Annotated in this window: 15 protein-coding genes; 12 read left to right on the top strand and 3 right to left on the bottom strand. The window is 73.7% G+C overall.

The annotated features are described in order from the left end of the window. Positions 1-1,134, top strand: a complete 1,134-nt coding sequence (ftsY, locus tag J3P32_RS02260) for a signal recognition particle-docking protein FtsY (protein WP_210438243.1) — start codon at positions 1-3, stop codon at positions 1,132-1,134. Between the two features lie 814 nt (positions 1,135-1,948). On the opposite strand, the gene J3P32_RS02255 is transcribed toward ftsY, so the two are convergent. Both J3P32_RS02255 and J3P32_RS02250 read right to left on the bottom strand, forming a co-directional pair. Next, positions 1,949-4,936 (bottom strand): glycosyltransferase family protein, encoded by a 2,988-nt coding sequence (locus J3P32_RS02255; RefSeq protein WP_210438242.1) that lies wholly within the window; start codon positions 4,934-4,936, stop codon positions 1,949-1,951. Continuing rightward, positions 4,926-5,870: a rhamnan synthesis F family protein gene (locus tag J3P32_RS02250; RefSeq protein WP_210438241.1), complete on the bottom strand. Its 945-nt coding sequence runs from the start codon at positions 5,868-5,870 to the stop codon at positions 4,926-4,928. Before J3P32_RS02250 ends, J3P32_RS02255 begins: the two co-directional genes overlap by 11 nt. Before the next feature lie 202 nt (positions 5,871-6,072). Here J3P32_RS02250 and J3P32_RS02245 point away from each other — a divergent pair, with 202 nt between their 5' ends. The 6 genes from J3P32_RS02245 (at position 6,073) to J3P32_RS02220 (ending at position 13,114) form a co-directional block, all read left to right on the top strand. After that, entirely contained in the window at positions 6,073-7,389 is a 1,317-nt protein-coding gene (locus tag J3P32_RS02245; protein ID WP_307861556.1) for an ammonium transporter, read from the top strand. Beyond that, the gene (locus J3P32_RS02240) at positions 7,386-7,724 is read left to right on the top strand and encodes a P-II family nitrogen regulator (protein WP_210438240.1); all 339 of its coding nucleotides are present in this window, start codon (positions 7,386-7,388) and stop codon (positions 7,722-7,724) included. Before J3P32_RS02245 ends, J3P32_RS02240 begins: the two co-directional genes overlap by 4 nt. 40 nt (positions 7,725-7,764) lie before the next feature. Further along, on the top strand, positions 7,765-9,987 hold the full coding sequence (locus J3P32_RS02235) for a [protein-PII] uridylyltransferase (RefSeq protein ID WP_210438239.1): 2,223 nt from the start codon (positions 7,765-7,767) through the stop codon (positions 9,985-9,987). Positions 9,988-10,078: 91 nt separating this feature from the next. Next, a complete protein-coding gene (ffh, locus tag J3P32_RS02230; protein WP_210438238.1) occupies positions 10,079-11,662 on the top strand; it encodes a signal recognition particle protein in 1,584 nt (527 codons plus the stop codon). Beyond that, positions 11,659-12,021 carry a hypothetical protein gene (locus J3P32_RS02225; RefSeq protein WP_210438237.1) on the top strand — a complete coding sequence of 121 codons (363 nt, stop codon included), beginning with the start codon at positions 11,659-11,661 and terminating at the stop codon, positions 12,019-12,021. Before ffh ends, J3P32_RS02225 begins: the two co-directional genes overlap by 4 nt. A gap of 10 nt (positions 12,022-12,031) precedes the next feature. Beyond that, complete coding sequence (locus J3P32_RS02220) at positions 12,032-13,114, top strand: amidohydrolase family protein (RefSeq protein ID WP_210438236.1); 1,083 nt, start codon at positions 12,032-12,034, stop codon at positions 13,112-13,114. Here the strand turns inward: J3P32_RS02220 and J3P32_RS02215 are convergent. Then, positions 13,098-13,991 carry a VanW family protein gene (locus tag J3P32_RS02215; RefSeq protein WP_307861554.1) on the bottom strand — a complete coding sequence of 298 codons (894 nt, stop codon included), beginning with the start codon at positions 13,989-13,991 and terminating at the stop codon, positions 13,098-13,100. The two genes, J3P32_RS02220 and J3P32_RS02215, sit on opposite strands and share 17 nt — an antisense overlap. A gap of 82 nt (positions 13,992-14,073) precedes the next feature. Here J3P32_RS02215 and J3P32_RS02210 point away from each other — a divergent pair, with 82 nt between their 5' ends. The 5 genes from J3P32_RS02210 (at position 14,074) to trmD (ending at position 17,639) form a co-directional block, all read left to right on the top strand. Beyond that, positions 14,074-14,730, top strand: coding sequence for a GNAT family N-acetyltransferase (locus tag J3P32_RS02210; RefSeq protein ID WP_210438235.1), 657 nt, complete (start codon positions 14,074-14,076; stop codon positions 14,728-14,730). Between the two features lie 201 nt (positions 14,731-14,931). After that, on the top strand, positions 14,932-15,480 hold the full coding sequence (gene rpsP, locus J3P32_RS02205) for a 30S ribosomal protein S16 (protein WP_210438234.1): 549 nt from the start codon (positions 14,932-14,934) through the stop codon (positions 15,478-15,480). A 2-nt stretch (positions 15,481-15,482) separates the two neighbouring features. Then, positions 15,483-15,725, top strand: a complete 243-nt coding sequence (locus tag J3P32_RS02200; RefSeq protein WP_090973096.1) for an RNA-binding protein — start codon at positions 15,483-15,485, stop codon at positions 15,723-15,725. Between the two features lie 181 nt (positions 15,726-15,906). Next, positions 15,907-16,464: a ribosome maturation factor RimM gene (gene rimM / locus J3P32_RS02195; protein WP_307861553.1), complete on the top strand. Its 558-nt coding sequence runs from the start codon at positions 15,907-15,909 to the stop codon at positions 16,462-16,464. Beyond that, the gene (gene trmD, locus J3P32_RS18365) at positions 16,461-17,639 is read left to right on the top strand and encodes a tRNA (guanosine(37)-N1)-methyltransferase TrmD (protein ID WP_210438233.1); all 1,179 of its coding nucleotides are present in this window, start codon (positions 16,461-16,463) and stop codon (positions 17,637-17,639) included. Before rimM ends, trmD begins: the two co-directional genes overlap by 4 nt. Positions 17,640-17,831 lie beyond the last annotated feature (192 nt).

The following is a 17,831-nucleotide window of genomic DNA, read 5'->3' as shown; positions in this document are numbered from 1 at the left end:
ATGGGTGACTGGCTCTATCTGATCATCGCGATCGCCGTCGTCGGCGTGCTCACGCTCGCCGGGCTGCTGACCTCCGGACGCCGGCGCAGGGCGGTCCCGCCGAGCGGCGGCACCGACGTCATCGCGCCGCCGCCGACCGAGACCGCGACCGGGGCGCCGCCGGAGCCGGCGGTCGACGCCGGACCCGCTGCGGCGGCACCCACGGTCGAGAGGCCCGAGGGCACGGCGTCGCGTCTCGTACGCCTCCGCCAGCGGCTGTCGCGGTCGCAGGGCGGGCTGGGCCAGGGCCTGCTCGCGCTGCTCAGCCGCGACCGGCTCGACGAGGACACCTGGGAGGCCATCGAGGACACGCTCCTCACCGCCGACGTCGGCGTCGCCCCCACCCAGGCGCTCGTGGAGAGGCTGCGCACGCGGCTGCGGGTCGAGGGCGGCCAGGCGCCCGACGCCCGGGCGGTGCTGCGTGAGGAGCTCATCGAGCTCGTCGGCACCGACCTGGACCGCCGTGTCCAGGTCACCGGCGCCGACGGCAAGCCCGGCGTGGTCCTCGTCGTGGGCGTCAACGGCGCCGGCAAGACGACCACGGTCGGCAAGATCGCCCGCATCCTCGTCGCCGAGGACCTGACCGTCACGCTCGGCGCGGCCGACACGTTCCGTGCCGCCGCCGTCGACCAGCTCGCCACGTGGGGCGAGCGGGTGGGCGTGGAGGTCGTCCGCGGACCGGAGGGCGGCGACCCCGCGAGCGTGGCGTTCGAGGCCGTGAAGCACGGCCTCGACAACGGCGTCGACACGGTGCTGATCGACACGGCCGGCCGGCTGCAGAACAAGGCCGGTCTCATGGACGAGCTCGGCAAGGTCAAGCGCGTCATCGAGAAGCAGGCCCCCGTCACCGAGGTCCTCCTCGTGCTCGACGCCACGACGGGGCAGAACGGCCTCATCCAGGCGCGGGTCTTCAGCGAGATCGTCGACGTCACCGGCATCGTGCTGACCAAGCTCGACGGCTCGGCCAAGGGCGGGATCGTGGTGCAGGTCCAGCGCGAGCTGGGCGTGCCGGTCAAGCTCGTCGGGCTGGGTGAGGGCGCCGACGACATGGCCCCCTTCGACGCCGCAGCCTTCGTCGACGCGCTGCTCGGCTAGGACCCGTTCAGGGGTCGAGGCGGCGCCGAGACGGCGCGAGTGTCCCGCGTAGCGGCGCCGAGGCGGCGCGAGTGTCCCGCGTCGCGGCGCCGAGGCGGCGCGGGTGTCCCGTGTCGCGGCGCCGAGGCGGCGCGGGTGTCCCGCGTCGTGGCGCCGAGGCGGCGCGAGTGTCCCGCGTCGCGGCGCCGAGACGGCGTAAGAGTCCCGCGTCGCGGCGCTGAGGCGGCGCGAGTGCCCCGCTCCTGGGTGTCGAGGCGGCGCGAGTGCCCCGCGTCGCGGCGCCGAGGCGGCGCGAGTGTCCCGCGTCGCGGCGCCGAGGCGGCGCGAGTGTCCCGAATCGCGGCGCCGAGGCGGCGCTGGTGTCCCGCGCCGGGGTGTCGAGGCGGCGCTGGTGTCCCGCGCCGGGGTGTCGAGGCGGCGTGAGTGGCCCGCTGGCAGTGGGACGTTCTCGCCGACTCAACGTGGGCCAGTGGGACGTTGACGCCGACTCGACGTGCACCGAGGGGACGTTGGCGCCGACTCGACATGGACCGACGGGACGTTCGCGCCGCCTCGACGTGCACCGAGGGGACGTTGGCGCCGACTCGACGTGCACCGAGGGGACGTTGGCGCCGACTGGACGTGCACCGCCGAGACGTTCGCGCCGCCTCGACGTGCACCGAGGGGACGTTGGCGCCGACTGGACGTGCACCGAGGGGACGTTGGCGCCGACTGGACGTGCACCGCCGGGACGTTCGCGCCGACTCGATGTGGGCCGCCGGGACGTTCGCGCCCAGTCGACGTGGACTGACGGGACGTCCGCGCCGCCTCGGCGTCAGCGGCGGGCGAGCAGGGCGCGCACCGCGTCGTCGACGAGCCGCTCCGCGCGCTTGTCGAAGCTGTGCTCGGCGATGATCCGCATCGCGATCTCGCGGCGGGTCGCGTCGTCGGGGAAGGCCTCGTAGGGCGGCTTCACCAGGCGCGCGAGCTCGTGCTCGTTGTCGAACGGCACCACCAGGCCGGAGAACGTCTCCTCGAGCCCGTCGATGCGGTCGCTGAGGATCCGCGCGCCGCACGCGGCCGCGTCGAAGAGCCGGTTGGAGGCGAAGCTGTCGCGCCGCATGTCGAGGTGGTGGTCGTTGAGGACGATGCCGGCCGAGGCGTAGAGCGCCCCCACCTCCTCGTTGGCCACGCCGCCCGAGGCGATCTGGTCGCGGTCGACGAACTCGGTCCAGTCGTTGCCGTGCAGCGTGAGGTCGGCGCCGATGGCCAGGGCACTGCGCACGGCGTAGCGGTACACGCCGCGCGAGTTGCCGACGAACAGCAGTGCGGGCCCGGTGTCCGGCTCGGCCCGGTCGGGGTGGAACCAGCGGGTGTCCGTGCACTGCAGGAGCGGGCGGACCGTGGTGCCCCACTCGCGGGTCACCCGCTCCGACCAGCTCGTGCTGGCGGCGTAGACGAGGTCGAAGCCGGCCACCTCGTCGGGCGCGATCATGTCGGGGTGGCTGATGATCCACTCGACGTTGAGCAGTCCCGGGCGGGGCGCCACGCGGTCCAGCCCGCGCAGCACCAGCAGGACGTCGTCGTGGTCACGTGAGTCGCGCTCGCGGGCGTCGCGCCGGTCGATCGCGACGTGCTGGCCGCGGCGCTCGAGGGCGTCGGCGAGGGAGCGCGCGAAGTAGGTGTCTCCCCAGCGGTCCCCCCGCTGGGCGGCGGGCGCGGCGATGTCCACGGCCCACCGCAGCCGCGGGGGCGACTCGTGGATGCCGTCGATCGCGCGCACCACGAGCTCGGGCACGAGCACCGCCGGGGCGGTACGGTCCTCCGGATCGGCGGAGACCCGCCGGCTGCGCTGGTCGGTCACCTCGAGGCCGGCCGTGCGCAGCAGCTCGGGTGCCCGATCGGGCGGCGGGGTGCCCGCGCCGCCCAGGACGGTGGAGCGCAGGGAGGACGTCGCGCCGATCAGCTCCTCCGCGGTGGCGTACGCCGTGCGCGAGGTGATCACCGCGTCGGGCACGACCACCGAGGTGCCGTGCCCCGCCTGCCGGGCACGGAGCCCGAGGTCGGTCTCGGCGAGCACGCTGTGGAAGCGAGCGCTCAGCCCGCGCAGCGCCACCGCGGTCTCGGTCCGCAGCGCGACCAGCGGGGCCGCGGGCGCGGCGACCTCGCACTGCCCGATCCGCACGGCGTCGCTGGTCGGCAGACCGGACAAGAACAGCTCGGGGTGCGGGTTGTCCGCGCTGAACCGTGCCCCCGCGCTCAACGCCACCCCGTCGAGGTCGACGACGAGGGGCTGGGCGAGGGCGACTCCGTCCTGGCGCACCACGTCGGCGAGCCGCTCGGCGATCGGCTGCCGCGGCGGCATCGCCTCCGGACGCACGAGCAGGACGGTGCTGCCGGCCGCCTCGGCGATGCCGACGTTGGTCGCCGCGGACGTCGACACCGCGGCCGGCACCGAGACGAACCGGGCGCCGGCGATGACGGCGGCGATGGAGGCGGCCAGCACGTGGTGCGCGCGGCGCAGCCGGACGCCGACGAGGATCAGCTCGGCTCCCTCGCGGGGCACCGACCCGAGCCACTCGACCGTGCGGCGAGGCTCCGGGCCGAGCGGCATCACGTGGCTGACGAGGCCCTCGTCGGTGCGGCGCGCGGCAGCGGCGTCCCAGTCGACCAGCTGGCGCTCGAGGACCACCGACCGCCAGTCGTCGCCGAAGCCGGGGGGCGTGGGGTCGGGCCGCTTGAGGACGGGTACGTCGACGGCGAGCGGCTCGTGGTCGCGGGTGAGCCGGAGCAGCAGGTCGCGCTCGGCCGCGCCGCCGAGGCTCTCGTCGAGGCCGCCGACGTCCTTGACCGCGTCGCGGCGCAGCAGGCCGGTGGCGAGGTCGACCGGACGCCCGCCCACCAGCTCGGACCGCGAGCGGGCGACGCCGCCCGGGCCGGCGACGACGGCGGCGCTGCCGGAGTGGTGCGCGTGCGCGAGCAGGGCGGCGAGGTGGTCGGGCAGCCACTCACGACCCAGCGGCAGGAACGCGACGTGCTCGGCGGTGCTGTGCTCGAGCGCCACGTTGAGCGCTCGGGCGTGCGAGCAGCGGGACTCGCGCACGATCGTGATCCGGTCGTCGAACGCCGCCATGCCCTGGAGGACCGCGGCCGTGTCGTCGACGGACCCCCTGTCGACCGCGACGAGGTGCCAGTCGGCGAAGGACTGCGCCTGGAGCGACTCCACCGTCCGGTGGACCAGCGGGCCGGCGTCCTGCGTCGCCATCACGACGGTGACGGCGGGGGAGGTGCCGAGCGTCGCCGGCAGGGCCGGCGCCGGTCCGACGAGCTCCGGTCGCGCGAGCACCACCTCCTCGCGCCACTGGGCGGCCGCCTCGATCGCGGCGGCGCGGTAGGTGCCCCACGAGACCTTGCGCGGCAGGATCCGGGTCGGCAGCGGCGTACCGGGCGTGGCCACCGACAACCAGTAGGACAGCGCGCCGTAGGGGTGGTGCCGGGCCTCGGGGTAGGCCGCGAAGACGATCCGCGGGTCGACGAGCGGGTGCGGGGCGATGCGGTTGCGGCGCCGCCGCTCGGAGACGTACCACAGCACAGGGTGTTGGCCGAGGCGCTGCCACGAGCGGCGGCGTCCGATCCACTGCGCCTCGAAGAGCGGGTGCGTCGAGACGTCCCCGGCGAGGACGGCGGCGCGCGCGGCCTCCTGGACGGAGTCGAAGGTGGTGCCGAGCTGGGCGCCGACGTAGTCGACGTCGACGAGCCCGGACTCGACCAGGACCTCCGCGGCGTCGTCCAGCCGGGCCTGGTGGCGGCGATCAGCGCGCATCGGAGTACCTCACCCGCGGGAACAGCGGCTCGAGGGCCAGCGGTGTCGGCAGCAGCCGCTCGGTGTCGCGCAGCGGGTAGTACTGCGCGGTCTCCTCGAGGAACTCGCGCACGCCCTCGAAGCGCTGGGGGAAGCGCCTCTCGCACAGCTCGAGCAGGCGCTTGGCGTCGAGGTTGTAGGGGTCGTAGCGCAGGGTGTCGATCTTGACGTAGGGCAGGCGCGCGTTGTCGAGCACCCGGTCGGCGAGGCTCCGCGCCGGGTTCCACGGCTCGTTGGCCCGCTCGCGCCACTCGCGGACCTCCGCGCGCGTGCGGGGGAAGCTGGAGCGGTGCGCGGCCCACCAGCGCATCCGCTCCCGGGCGATGCGGCGGTCCTCGCTGGTCTCCACGAAGTAGGTGTCGGAGACGAAGCCGGCCTCGTAGAGGCGGCGCGACATGCCGACCTCGTAGCGCCGGATCACCTGGCGGCGCTTGGAGATCGGCTCCATCTCCTCCCAGAACGTGGTGAAGGCGCGCGAGCCGACGACCCACGGACGGAAGGCGACGAAGAAGGACTGGATGTGGGGCGCCACGCGCTCCGCGCCGGTGAGGCCCCAGAAGTCGCACGGCCGCGTCGCCATCTCGGCGAACACCGGGTCGTAGGTGTCGAGGGCGAACACGTAGGTGTCGTTGCAGACCACCACCTCGTCGTACGCCGTCAGGTCGCCGGCGGCGTCGAGGCCGACCTTGTAGCTGAAGAAGTCGTAGCCGTAGTTGGCCCGCTCCACCACGACCGCGCGCTCGTTGAGCCAGGCCCGCGCGTGGTCCTGCAGGCTGGCGGTGGTGCAGACCAGCAGGGTGTCGACCGACGCGGCCAGCGCCTCCACCTGCCCTCGCACGTGGGGCCGCAGCTCCCCGGCGACGTCGTAGTGCGCCATCACGGCCAGTCTGGACACGGCCGAACCCTAACAAGGAGGGGCCGGCCCCCTCCCTGTTCACACACGCGTAACACAGCCGCCCGATCCGTTGCCTGCGCGCAACACGTGCCGCGGCCGGGGGAAACCTGGCGCCTGCAGGCTGCGGGCAACACGTGGACCCCTGCCTGACACCGGCGTCACGGCCCGGCGGCCACACCCCCATTTCGTTCCTGGAGGTCCTGTGGACGGCTATTACGCCTTCATGCTGGTGGCGACTGCCCTCGTCCTGATGATGACGGTGCCCGCGCTGGCGATGTTCTACGGCGGCATGGCACGGTCGAAGTCCGTGCTCAACATGATGATGATGTCGTACATCGCTGCCGCGATCGTCGGCATCCTGTACGTCGCCGTCGGCTGGTCGATGGGCTGGAGCGGGGACGGCACGTTGTTCGCCAACCCCTTCGAGCTCTTCTGGCTCGACGGCGTCGCGACCGGCGACTACATCTACGTGATGTTCCAGATGACGTTCGCCATCATCACCGCCGCGCTGATCAGCGGTGCGGTCGCCGACCGCATGAAGTTCTCGGCGTGGGTGGTCTTCGTCCCGCTCTGGGCGCTGCTGGTCTACTTCCCGATGGCGCACATGGTCTTCAGCTGCACCGACGACTCGCTGATCTGCGGCCGCATCGGCGCGCAGGACTACGCCGGCGGGACCGCCGTCCACATCAACGCCGGAGTGGCCGCCCTCGTCCTCGTGCTGCTGCTCGGCAAGCGGATCGGCTGGCCCAAGGACCAGATGCGCCCCCACAACCTGACCCTCACCATGGTCGGCGCCGGCCTGCTGTGGTTCGGCTGGTACGGCTTCAACGTCGGCTCGATCGTCTTCGCCGGCGAGACCGACGAGGAGAACCTCGCCCAGTTCTTCGCTGAGACCGGCCGCACCTTCGCCAACACCACCCTCGCCACGATGGCCGCCATCCTCGGCTGGCTCCTGGTCGAGCGCCTCCTGCACGGCAAGGCCACCTCCCTCGGTGCCGCGTCGGGCATCGTGGCCGGGCTGGTGGCCATCACCCCGGCCGCGGGCGCGGTCGACATCGGTGGCGCGGTCGCGATCGGCGCCATCGCCGGCGCGGTCTGCGCCTGGGCAGTCAGCCTCAAGTACAAGCTGCGGTACGACGACTCGCTCGACGTGGTCGGCGTGCACCTCGTCGGGGGCATCGTGGGCACCGTGCTGATCGGCGTGTTCTCCACCGCCGACGGTGCCGGTGGGGTCGACGGCCTCGTCCACGGAGGCGGCTTCGGCTCGCTGGCCGACCAGTCCCTCGGTGTGGTCGTGGCGGTCGTCTACTCCGGCGTCCTGACCGCGATCATCGCCCTGGCCGTCAAGCTCACCATCGGCCTGCGCCTGGACGAGGAGGACGAGGTCAACGGCATCGACCTCGTCGCCCACGGCGAGTCGGCCTACGACCTGCACAGCGGCACCAGCGGTGGCGGCAGCGTCCTGGCCGCGTCCACCGCCGCCTCCACCCCCGCCAAGACCGAAGGAGCCAGCGCATGAAGCTCGTGACCGCGGTGATCAAGCCGCACAAGTGGGAGGACGTCCGCGAGGCGCTCGAGACCTTCGGGGTCGCCGGCATGACGGTCTCCGAGGTCAGCGGCTACGGCCGCCAGAAGGGCCACACCGAGGTCTACCGCGGTGCCGAGTACGACATCGCCCTCGTGCCCAAGATCCGCATCGAGATCGTCGTCGACGACGCCGACGCCGACGACGTCGTGGGGATCGTCGTCAAGACCGCCCAGACCGGGCGCATCGGGGACGGCAAGGTCTGGGTCAGCCCGGTCGAGACCGTCGTCCGGGTGCGCACCGGCGAGCAGGACGCCAGCGCGTTGTGACCGGCACTCCGACGGCACCCGGTCCCCAGGCGGCGGGCGCGTGACCGCCCTTGGGCGCCGGACCAGGGCCGCCTCGGCCGACGAGCTCTGCCGGGAGGCGTACGCCGCCTCCGCAGGGCCCGACACCGGGGTGGCCCTGGTCGCCGTCGGGGGGTACGGCCGCGGCGAGCTCGCCCCGCACTCCGACCTCGACGTCGTGCTCGTCCACGACGACGACGCCGACCTCGGCGACCTCGGCAGGACCCTCTGGTATCCGCTGTGGGACTCGGGCCGGCGGCTGGACCACTCGGTCCGATCCCTCGGCGAGGCGCTCGAGGCCGCCGCCGACCTCCGCGTCGCGCTCGGACTGCTCGACGCCCGCCACCTCGCCGGCGACCCGGGCCTGAGCCTGCGCCTGCGCACGGTGATGCTGGCCGACTGGCGCCGCCAGGCCCGCACCCGGCTCCCGGAGCTGAAGGCGATGAGCCGCAAGCGCCACGCCGTCACCGGGGAGCTCGCCCACGCCTCGGTCCCCGACGTCAAGGAGGCCGAGGGCGGGTTGCGCGACGCCGGGGTGCTGAAGGCGCTCGAGGCCAGCTGGCTCGTCGACGCCTCCACGCCCGACCTCGAGTCGGCGCGGCTCCAGCTCCTCGACGTGCGCGACGAGGTGCAGGACCTCGCCGGCCGCCCCGCCGACCGCATCACCCCGGAGATGTGGGCCCCGCTCGCGGAGCGGCTCGAGCTGGGCGACGCCGGGGCCGCCCAGCGCCACGTGCGCTCCCTGGGTCGCCGGGTGGCGCACCTCTCGCGGCTGACGTGGCGGCGCACGGACATGGTGCTCGCCCGCCCGACGGGCGAGCGGAGCCGACGGACGCCCGCGCTCGAGCCGATCGCGCCCGGCATCGCCCTCTCCCGGGGCGAGGTGGTGCTCGACACCGGGGTGCGGCCGGCCGACGACCCGACGCTCCTGCTGCGGGCGGCCGCCGAGGCAGCCAGCCGCGACGCCGTGCTGGCCCCCACCACGGCAGCCCGCCTCGTCCGCGAGGGAGCCGAGCTGCCGGTGCCGTGGCCGGCCGCCGCCCGCGACGCGCTCGTCCGTCTGCTCGCGAGCGGCCCCGGCCTGCTGCCGGTGTGGGAGACGCTCGACGAGGTCGACGGGATCGAGACCTTCCTGCCCGAGTGGGAGCAGATCCGGCTGCTGCCGCACGCCTCCGCCGTCCACCGCTTCACCGTCGACCGCCACGTCGTCGAGACGTGCGCGGCGGCGGGGGCGCTCATCCGCGGCGTGCGGCGCCCCGACCTGCTGCTGGTGGCGGCGCTGCTCCACGACATCGGCAAGGGCTCGCTGCACGACCACTCCGTCGCCGGCGAGCCGCTGGCCCGCAAGGTCGTGACCCGGATGGGCTTCACCGACCTCGACGCCGAGGTGGTGGCCTCGCTGGTGCGGTGGCACCTGCTGCTCGTCACCCTCGCGACCACCCGCGACCCCGACGACCCGGCGACCACCGCCGAGCTGCTGGCGCACGTCCCCGACGCCGCCAGCCTCGAGCTGTTGCGGGCGCTGACCGAGGCGGACGCGAAGGCCGCCTCGGCCGCCGCGTGGACGTCGTGGCGGGCCTCGCTGGTCGACCGCCTCGTCTCGCGGGCCGACCAGGCGCTCGGCGCCGAGCCGACCTCCGCCGCACCCGAGGGCTCGCTGCCCGTGCCGGAGTCGGTGCGCCGCGACCACGAGGCGGTCGCGGTCTCGGTCGAGCCGCACGACGACGGCGCCACGGTGACCGTCGTCGCCGCCGACCGGGTCGGCCTCCTCGCCGACGTGGCGGGCGGACTCGCCGCGCTGCGGATGCCCGTCAAGGCCGCCCGCGCCTGGGCGCAGGTCGACGCCGACGGGGAGTGGGGGGTCAGCGCCTGGGAGGTGCCCGACGCCTACCTGGACGCCACGGTGCTCCGCGAGCGCATCGGGCGCGTCGTCGACGGCACCCAGCGACTGCCCGACCTGCCGGCCCGGCCGGACGGCGAGCTGCCGCCGATCGTGGAGGTGCGTCCCGACGCCTCGCGCGCCTCCCTGGTGCTCGAGATCCGCACCTCCGACCGGCCCGGTGTGGTCCACCGCGTGCTGACCACCCTTGCCCGACTGGGCCTCACGGTCGCGTCGGCGCACGTCTCGACCCTCGGTCCGCAGGCGGTCGACGTGTTCTACGTGCAGGAGGTGGGCGGCGTGCGCCCCAGCGAGGAACGAGCCGCGGAGGCCGCGCACGCCGTGCGCACCGCGCTCGGCGGCTGAGCCCTGCGCGGGTCCGGACGTTAGGCTGGAGCGTCGTACGACTCCTGCACGACCCCCGATCCAGCCATCGACGCGAGGGACAGCCCACACCGTGTTCGCCACACTCTCCGACCGCCTTGCCGACACCTTCAAGAACCTCCGGGGCAAGGGCCGGCTCTCCGAGGCCGACATCGACGCCACGGCGCGCGAGATCCGCATCGCGCTGCTGGAGGCCGACGTCGCCCTGCCGGTCGTCAAGGAGTTCGTCGGGGCGGTCAAGGAGCGCGCCCGCGGCGAGGAGGTCAGCGGCGCCCTCAACCCGGCGCAGCAGATCATCAAGATCGTCCACGAGGAGCTCGTCGCGATCCTCGGCGGGGAGACGCGCCGGCTGCGCTACGCCAAGAGCGGTCCGACGGTCATCATGCTCGCGGGCCTCCAGGGCGCCGGCAAGACGACGCTCGCGGCCAAGCTCGCGCTGTGGTTGAAGGACCAGGACAAGACCCCGATGCTCGTCGCGGCCGACCTCCAGCGCCCCAACGCGGTGCAGCAGCTGCAGGTCAACGGCGAGCGGGTCGGCGTGCCCGTCTTCGCCCCCGAGCCGGGCAACGGCACCGGCAACCCCGTGGACGTCGCGCGGGCCTCGATCGAGGAGGCGAGGCGCCGGCTGCACGACGTCGTCATCATCGACACCGCCGGCCGCCTCGGCGTCGACGAGACCCTGATGCAGCAGGCCGCCGACATCCGCGACGCGGTGCAGCCCGACGAGGTGCTCTTCGTCGTCGACGCGATGATCGGCCAGGACGCCGTCACCACGGCCCAGGCCTTCCTCGACGGCGTCGGGTACGACGGCGTGGTGCTCACCAAGCTCGACGGCGACGCCCGCGGCGGTGCGGCCCTGTCGATCCGCTCGATCACCGGCAAGCCGGTCATGTTCGCCTCCAGCGGCGAGAAGATGACCGACTTCGACCTCTTCCACCCCGACCGGATGGCCTCGCGCATCCTCGACATGGGCGACATGCTCACCCTGATCGAGCAGGCCGAGAAGGCGTTCGACTCCGAGCAGGCCATGAAGGCCGCCGAGAAGCTCGGCACCAAGGGCGGCTTCACGCTGGAGGACTTCCTCCAGCAGATGATGCAGATCCGCAAGCTCGGCTCGATGACCAAGATCATGGGGATGCTCCCCGGCATGGGTCAGTTCCGCGAGCAGCTGGAGAACTTCGACGAGCGCGAGATCGACCGCATCCAGGCGATCATCCAGTCGATGACCCCCGCCGAGCGCGAGAACCCCAAGATCATCGACGGCTCCCGGCGCGCCCGCATCGCCAAGGGCTCCGGGCGCCAGGTCTCCGACGTCAACCAGCTCGTGGACCGCTTCTTCGAGGCGCGCAAGATGATGGAGCAGATGGCTCGCGGCGGCGGCATGCCCGGGATGCCGGGGATGCCGGGGATGCCCGGCATGGGCGGGGGCAAGCGCGCCGGGGCCCGTCAGGCGCCCCAGGGCAAGGGCAAGAAGGGCAAGAAGCGCGTGTCCGGCAACCCGGCCAAGGCCGCCCAGCAGAAGGCCGCGCAGCAGTCGGCGGCGGCCAAGGACCGGGGCGCCAACCCGTTCGGCAACCCCGACGGCGCCGAGCTCGACTACGAGAAGGCCGCCGAGCAGCTCAACCTGCCGAAGGACTTCTCGCAGTTCCTGAGGTGAGCTCCACCCTCGTCGTCGACGGCGCCAACGTGGTCGGCTCGGTGCCGGACGGCTGGTGGCGCGACCGCGCCGGCGCCGCCCGCCGCCTCCACGAGCGGCTCCTCGTCGCCGACACGCCCTACGACGAGATCGTCCTGGTGCTCGAGGGACAGGCCAAGGGCGGTGTCCGTGCCGGTCGCGACGCGCACGTCCGCACGGTGCACGCCGCGCGCGACGGGGACACCGAGGTCCGCGAGCAGGCACGGCGCGCGGCCGCGGCCGGTCGGAGCGTGGTCGTGGTGACCGCCGACCGGGTGCTCGCCGCCAACGTGTCGCCGGCGCAGGTGCTCAGCCCGTCGTGGCTGCTGGACCGGCTGTAACGTCCCTGACATGCCATCCGAGCCAGCGCAGCGCTTCCGCGGACCGGTCCTGCCCGACGGCGAGCCGCGCGACCTCTACGTCGTCGACGGCCGGGTCACCTACGAGCCGCAGGCCGGCGCCGACACCGTCGCCGAGGGGTGGATCGTGCCCGGCCTGGTCGACGCGCACTGCCACCTCGGGCTCGACGACTTCGGCGCGACCGACGACGAGGCCACCGAGCAGCAGGCGATCGCCGACCGCGACGGGGGAGCGCTGCTGATCCGCGACGCCGGGTCGGCCGCGGACACCCGGTGGATCCACGACCGTGACGACCTGCCGCGGCTGATCCGGTGCGGCCGCCACATCGCCGCGACCAGGCGCTACATCCGCGGCTACGCCCACGAGGTCGAGGCGGGCGAGCTGGCGACGTACGCCGCCCAGGAGGCACGCAACGGCGACGGCTGGATCAAGCTGGTGGGCGACTGGATCTCGCGCGAGGAGGGCGACCTCGCGCCGTCGTTCCCCGCGCAGGCGTTCGCCGAGGCGATCCAGGCCGCGCACGCCCACGGGGCGAAGGTGACCGCGCACTGCTTCGGCCACGGCGTCCTCCCCGGGCTGATCGAGGCCGGCATCGACTGCATCGAGCACGGCACCGGGCTCACCGAGGACCTCATCGACGCGATGGTCCAGCACGGCACCCGGCTGGTGCCCACCGTCATGCAGCTCGACAAGTTCCCCGAGCACGCGGCGGCGGGGCAGGACAAGTTCCCGGCCTACGCGGCGACGATGACCGACCTCTACGCGCGCATGCCCGCCACGATCATGGCGGCCTACGAGGCAGGAGTGCCGATCTACGCCGGCTCCGACGGCGGCGGCATCAGCCGCCACGGCAACATCGCCGGGGAGATCGAGGCACTCGTGCGGATCGGGATGCCGGCCCACGACGCACTGGGCGCCGCGAGCTGGCGCGCGCGCGAGTGGCTGGGGGTGGACGGCCTGGTCGAGGGCGCGTCGGCCGACTTCGTGGTCTACGACCGCGACCCCGTCGAGGACCTGTCCGTGCTGCGCACGCCCACCGCCGTCGTGCTGCGCGGCGTCAGTCGACGTCGATGACGTCCACGCCCGGACCCGGCTCGTAGACGACCAGCGCGCAGTTGGTCCTCACCAGCTCCTCGCCGATTTGCTCGCCGGAGCGGCGGTCCAGGACGCGGCGCCAGACCTGGTTGCGCCGGAACACCCGGCCGTCGCGACGGAGGAACTGCTCGCCGCGCGCCTCCACCCGGTAGGAGTGGGGGAGGCGCTCGTCGGTGCGCAGCTGTCCGTGCAGGTAGCGCTCGCCCACCCACGCACGGAGCTGGAACGGACGGTCCGTGTCGTTGCGGACGACGAGGTCGACGTAGTTGTAGACGATCGAGCAGCCGACGCCCCAGGGCAGCACCCGGCCGCGGTCGGGGAAGGGGTCGAAGGAGTGCTCCGAGCGCTCGACGACGGTCAGCGGGGAGTGCAGCACCATCCAGTGGACGAGGTTGGCCAGCTGGCAGATCCCGCCGCCCACACCCGAGCCGGCGGCACCGTCGGCGAGCGTCATCCCGTCGAGGTACCCCTTGCGCCGCGTGCAGCTGCCGACGACCCGGTTGAAGGAGAACGTCTCGCCGGGACCGACCACGATGCCGTCGAGCCGCCGCGCGGCCAGGCGGAGGTTGGTGACCTTGTTGTGCTGCAGGTGCCTCCGGGCGGGGTCGAGCTCGCGCAGCAGCAGCGAGCCGTGCTGCTTCACCCGCACCGGTAGGTCGGAGGCGTCGCGGCGCGACGCCCAGACCACCCGGCCCGACCACGCGTCCCGCACCCACTGCGTACGACGCCGCGCCCGGTGCGCCACCATCGCCACGGGCAGCAGCCACGGGTGCCGCTGCGTCAGGCGCGGGGGAGCGCTCAGGCGGGGCGGGAGCTCCAGCGGGTCGACGGGCGCGGTGGTCGTGCCTGGGTTCACGACGGGGGAGACGCGCGCGGCGCCGCTCCGGTTGCGGCCCCACGGTTTGGGGCGTCTCCGCGCGCTCGACGAGGATGGGCCCGTGCTCACCGCCGCCGACGTCTACCCACCCTTCGGCCTGCGCGTCGTCGCGGGTCCGCTGGAGCTGCGCGGCCTGACCGACGAGCTGCTCCTCGAGCTGTGCGCGGTCGCCGAGGCGGGCATCCACGACCCGGACGAGATGCCGTTCTACGTCCCGTGGTCGACCGCGCCGGCGGGGCAGCTCTCGCGCAACACCGCGGCGTACCACTGGGGCAAGCGAGCCACCTTCAGCCCCGACGACTTCTGCCTCGACCTCGCCGTGCTCCTCGACGGTCGCGTCATCGGCGCCCAGGGAGTCGCCGCCAGGGACTTCCCGGTGACCCGGACCGGGGAGACCGGGTCGTGGCTGGGGCGCGAGCACCAGGGGCGCGGACTCGGCACGGCGGTGCGCCGGGCGTTCTGCGAGCTGCTCTTCGACCACCTCGGCTTCGAGGAGATCACCTCGGCGGCCTTCCTCGACAACCCCGCCTCGCTCGCGGTCTCGCGCAAGGTCGGCTACCGCCCGACCGCGGTCACGCGGAAGCGGCGGCGCGAGGGCGAGCTCGCCCTCAACCAGGGGCTGGTGCTCACCCCCGGGACGTTCGTGCGCGGCGAGGTGCCGGTCGAGGTGACGGGCGCCGGTGCGGTCCGCTCCTTCATCGGCCTCGTCCCCGCCTGAGCGCCGCGGCCCCGGCCTCGGGGCAGTCAGCGGCCGGATTGGTCGCGCGCGGCCCGCGTCTGGCAGAATCTTCCCTCGTGTCCTGCGCGCCCGGGCCCTCTCACCCGGACGACGCAGCGCCCGTCGAGTGACCCGACCCCGGTGGCCCCACCTGGGCGAGGGCCGCTCACCCACGACAATTTCTGAGGAGACACCACAAACGTGGCCGTCAAGATTCGCTTGAAGCGCCTGGGCAAGATCCGGGTGCCGCAGTACCGCATCGTCGTCGTCGACTCCCGCAAGAAGCGCGACGGCAGGGTCCTCGAGGAGATCGGCAAGTACCACCCGAAGGAGGACCCGTCCTACATCGACGTCGTCTCCGAGCGGGCCCAGTACTGGCTCGGCGTGGGCGCCCAGCCCTCCGAGGCCGTCGAGGCCATCCTCAAGGTGACCGGTGACTGGCAGAAGTTCAAGGGTCTGCCGGGCGCCGAGGGCACCCTCCAGGTCAAGGAGCCCAAGCGCTCCAAGCTCGACATCTTCAACGAGGCGCTGAAGGAGGCCGCCGCCGAGCCCAAGGGCGCCGCGGTGACCGCCCGCAAGAAGGCCGAGAAGAAGACCGACGAGCCCGCCGCCGAGGCGCCCGAGACGCACCCGGTCCCCGACGCCGAGACGCCCGAGGGCGCCGCCGACGCCGCTGCCGACCTGGAGAACGTCACCGCTGAGGACGCCGGCAAGAACACCTCCGGCATCGACGCGGACAAGCAGGCCTGATCGTGCTGGCCGAGGCGCTCGAGCACCTGGTGCGTGGCATCGTCGACCACCCCGACGACGTCACGGTCCGCGACAAGCAGCTGCGTCGTGGCTCGATCCTCGAGGTCCGGGTGCACCCCGACGACCTCGGCAAGGTGATCGGCCGCAACGGCCGGACCGCGACCGCCTTCCGCACCGTCGTCTCGGCCCTCGCCGGCCGCGGTGGCGCGCGGGTGGACTTCGTGGACACCGACCGCCGCCGCTGACCTGCCGTACGGCTCGACCGATGGGCGCCACCCCTCGCGGGGCGGCGCCCGTCGGCCATTTCCCGGGTGGCTCGGCTCCTCTCGGCCGGACGTCGCCGGGGTGCCTCGAGTGTCGGCACGGGACCCTGCTGGGTGTCGAGTCGCTGCGGGACCCACGGCCCGGTCCCTCTACGCTGGCCGCGTGAGCGAGGACATCGAGGTCGTGGTCGGCCGCATCGGCAAGCCGCACGGCATCCGCGGCGAGGTGACCCTCGACGTACGCACCGACGAGCCCGAGCGGCGCTTCGCCCCGGGGACGACGTTGCGCGCCGAGGCCCCGGCCGGCGCCGACCGGCGCCCCGCAACGCTCACCGTCGCCCGCGCCCGCTGGCACCAGAGCACGCTGCTCGTCACGTTCGAGGAGCTGTCCGACCGCAACGCGGCGGAGGCCGCCCGGGGCACGGTGCTGCACGCGACCATCGGGCACGACGAGACCCCCGAGGACCCCGAGGAGTACTACGACCACCAGCTCGTCGGGCTCGACGTCGTGGACCTCGACGGGATCCCGCTCGGCACCGTCACCGCTCTGGTCCACGGCTCGGCGCAGGACCTGCTGACCGTGCGGACCGCCGACGGCCGCGACGCGCTGGTGCCGTTCGTCGCCGCACTGGTGCCCGAGGTCGACCTCGCGGCCGGCCGGGTGGTCGTGGCCGACCGGCCGGGACTGGTCTCGCCGTTCCCCGACGAGGCCCCGGCGTGAGGCTCGACTACGTCTCGATCTTCCCCGAGTTCTTCGCGCCCCTCGAGCTGTCGCTGCCCGGGAAGGCCGCGGCCAGGGGGCTGGTCAGCTTCACCGTGCACGACCTGCGCCGCTGGACCCACGACCGGCACCGGAGCGTGGACGACACGCCCTACGGCGGCGGCGCCGGCATGGTGATGAAGCCGGAGCCGTGGGGCGAGGCGCTCGACGAGCTCGCCGGCCCGGCCACCACGATCGTCTTCACCACGCCGTCGGGCGAGCGCTTCGACCAGCGCCTGGCCGGCGAGCTGGCGACAGCCGAGCACATCGTCTTCGCCTGCGGACGCTACGAGGGCATCGACCAGCGCGTGCTCGACCACGCCCGGGAGCGGGCCGTCGTCCGCGAAGTCTCCCTGGGCGACTACGTGCTCAACGGTGGCGAGGTGGCCGCGCTGGCCGTCACCGAGGCGGTGGTCCGGCTGCTGCCGGGCTTCATGGGCAACGCCGAGTCCCTCGTCGAGGAGTCGCACGCCGAGGGCCTCCTCGAGTACCCCGTCTACACCAAGCCCGCCTCGTGGCGCGGTCTCGACGTCCCCGACGTCCTGCTCTCCGGCGACCACGCGCGCATCGCCGCCTGGCGCCGCGAGCAGGCGGAGCGCCGGACCGCCGAGCGCCGACCGGACCTCCTGCCGGCGACGGGCGTGGTGTCGGGCCTCGCCGACCTCGACGTACGGCCCGCGGTGCCCGCCGACGCCGGCGAGATCTACACCCTCCAGCGCGCCTGCTGGCTGCAGGAGCTCGAGGCCAACCCGGGCGTGGACATCCCGGCGCTGCGCGAGTCGCTGGACGACGTGCGCCGCGGGCTGGGGGAGTGGACCGTCATGGTGGCGCGCGAGCCGTCCTCGGGACGCCTGGTCGGCGCGGTCCGCGGGCGCCTCGACACGCACGGCGAGTGGGACATCGGGCGCATCATGGTCGCCCCCGACCTGCAGGGTCGTGGCCTCGGCCGCGCGCTGCTCGAGCTGGTCGAGGGCCTCGCCCCCGCGGGTGTGGAGACCTACGTGCTGTTCACCGGCGCCGGCTCCACCGACAACCAGCGGATGTACAAGAAGGCCGGCTTCCGGCTGCGGCCCGACCGGGCAGCCCCGCCGGGGGCGGTCGTGCTCACCAAGCGGGCCCGGCGGATTTCACGCTGAACGTCGCGCTCTGGCAGACTTCCTCCTTGGTCCGCTCGAGGCCAGGGTCGCCCGGACGCATCGCCGATGCTCCGCCCCGGGGACCCGCCGCACCGCACCTGCCACAGGGGGCGCGACGGCTGGCCGCACGAGCACCAACCGATCCCATCACCACCATCCGCGGTTGACCTGTGGCACTCGCGAGGAGCAGTC

The organism is Nocardioides xinjiangensis, from assembly GCF_017916385.1.
Classification (GTDB): Bacteria; Actinomycetota; Actinomycetes; order Propionibacteriales; family Nocardioidaceae; genus Nocardioides; species Nocardioides xinjiangensis.
This window is presented reverse-complemented; position numbering and strand designations above follow the sequence as displayed.

Excerpts from the sequence above, each read along its gene's own strand:
- ftsY (WP_210438243.1), top strand. The coding sequence starts at position 1 with ATGGGTGACTGGCTCTATCTGATCATCGCGATCGCCGTCGTCGGCGTG.
- J3P32_RS02255 (WP_210438242.1), bottom strand. The coding sequence starts at position 4,936 with ATGCGCGCTGATCGCCGCCACCAGGCCCGGCTGGACGACGCCGCGGAG.
- J3P32_RS02240 (WP_210438240.1), top strand. The coding sequence starts at position 7,386 with ATGAAGCTCGTGACCGCGGTGATCAAGCCGCACAAGTGGGAGGACGTC.
- J3P32_RS02220 (WP_210438236.1), top strand. The coding sequence starts at position 12,032 with ATGCCATCCGAGCCAGCGCAGCGCTTCCGCGGACCGGTCCTGCCCGAC.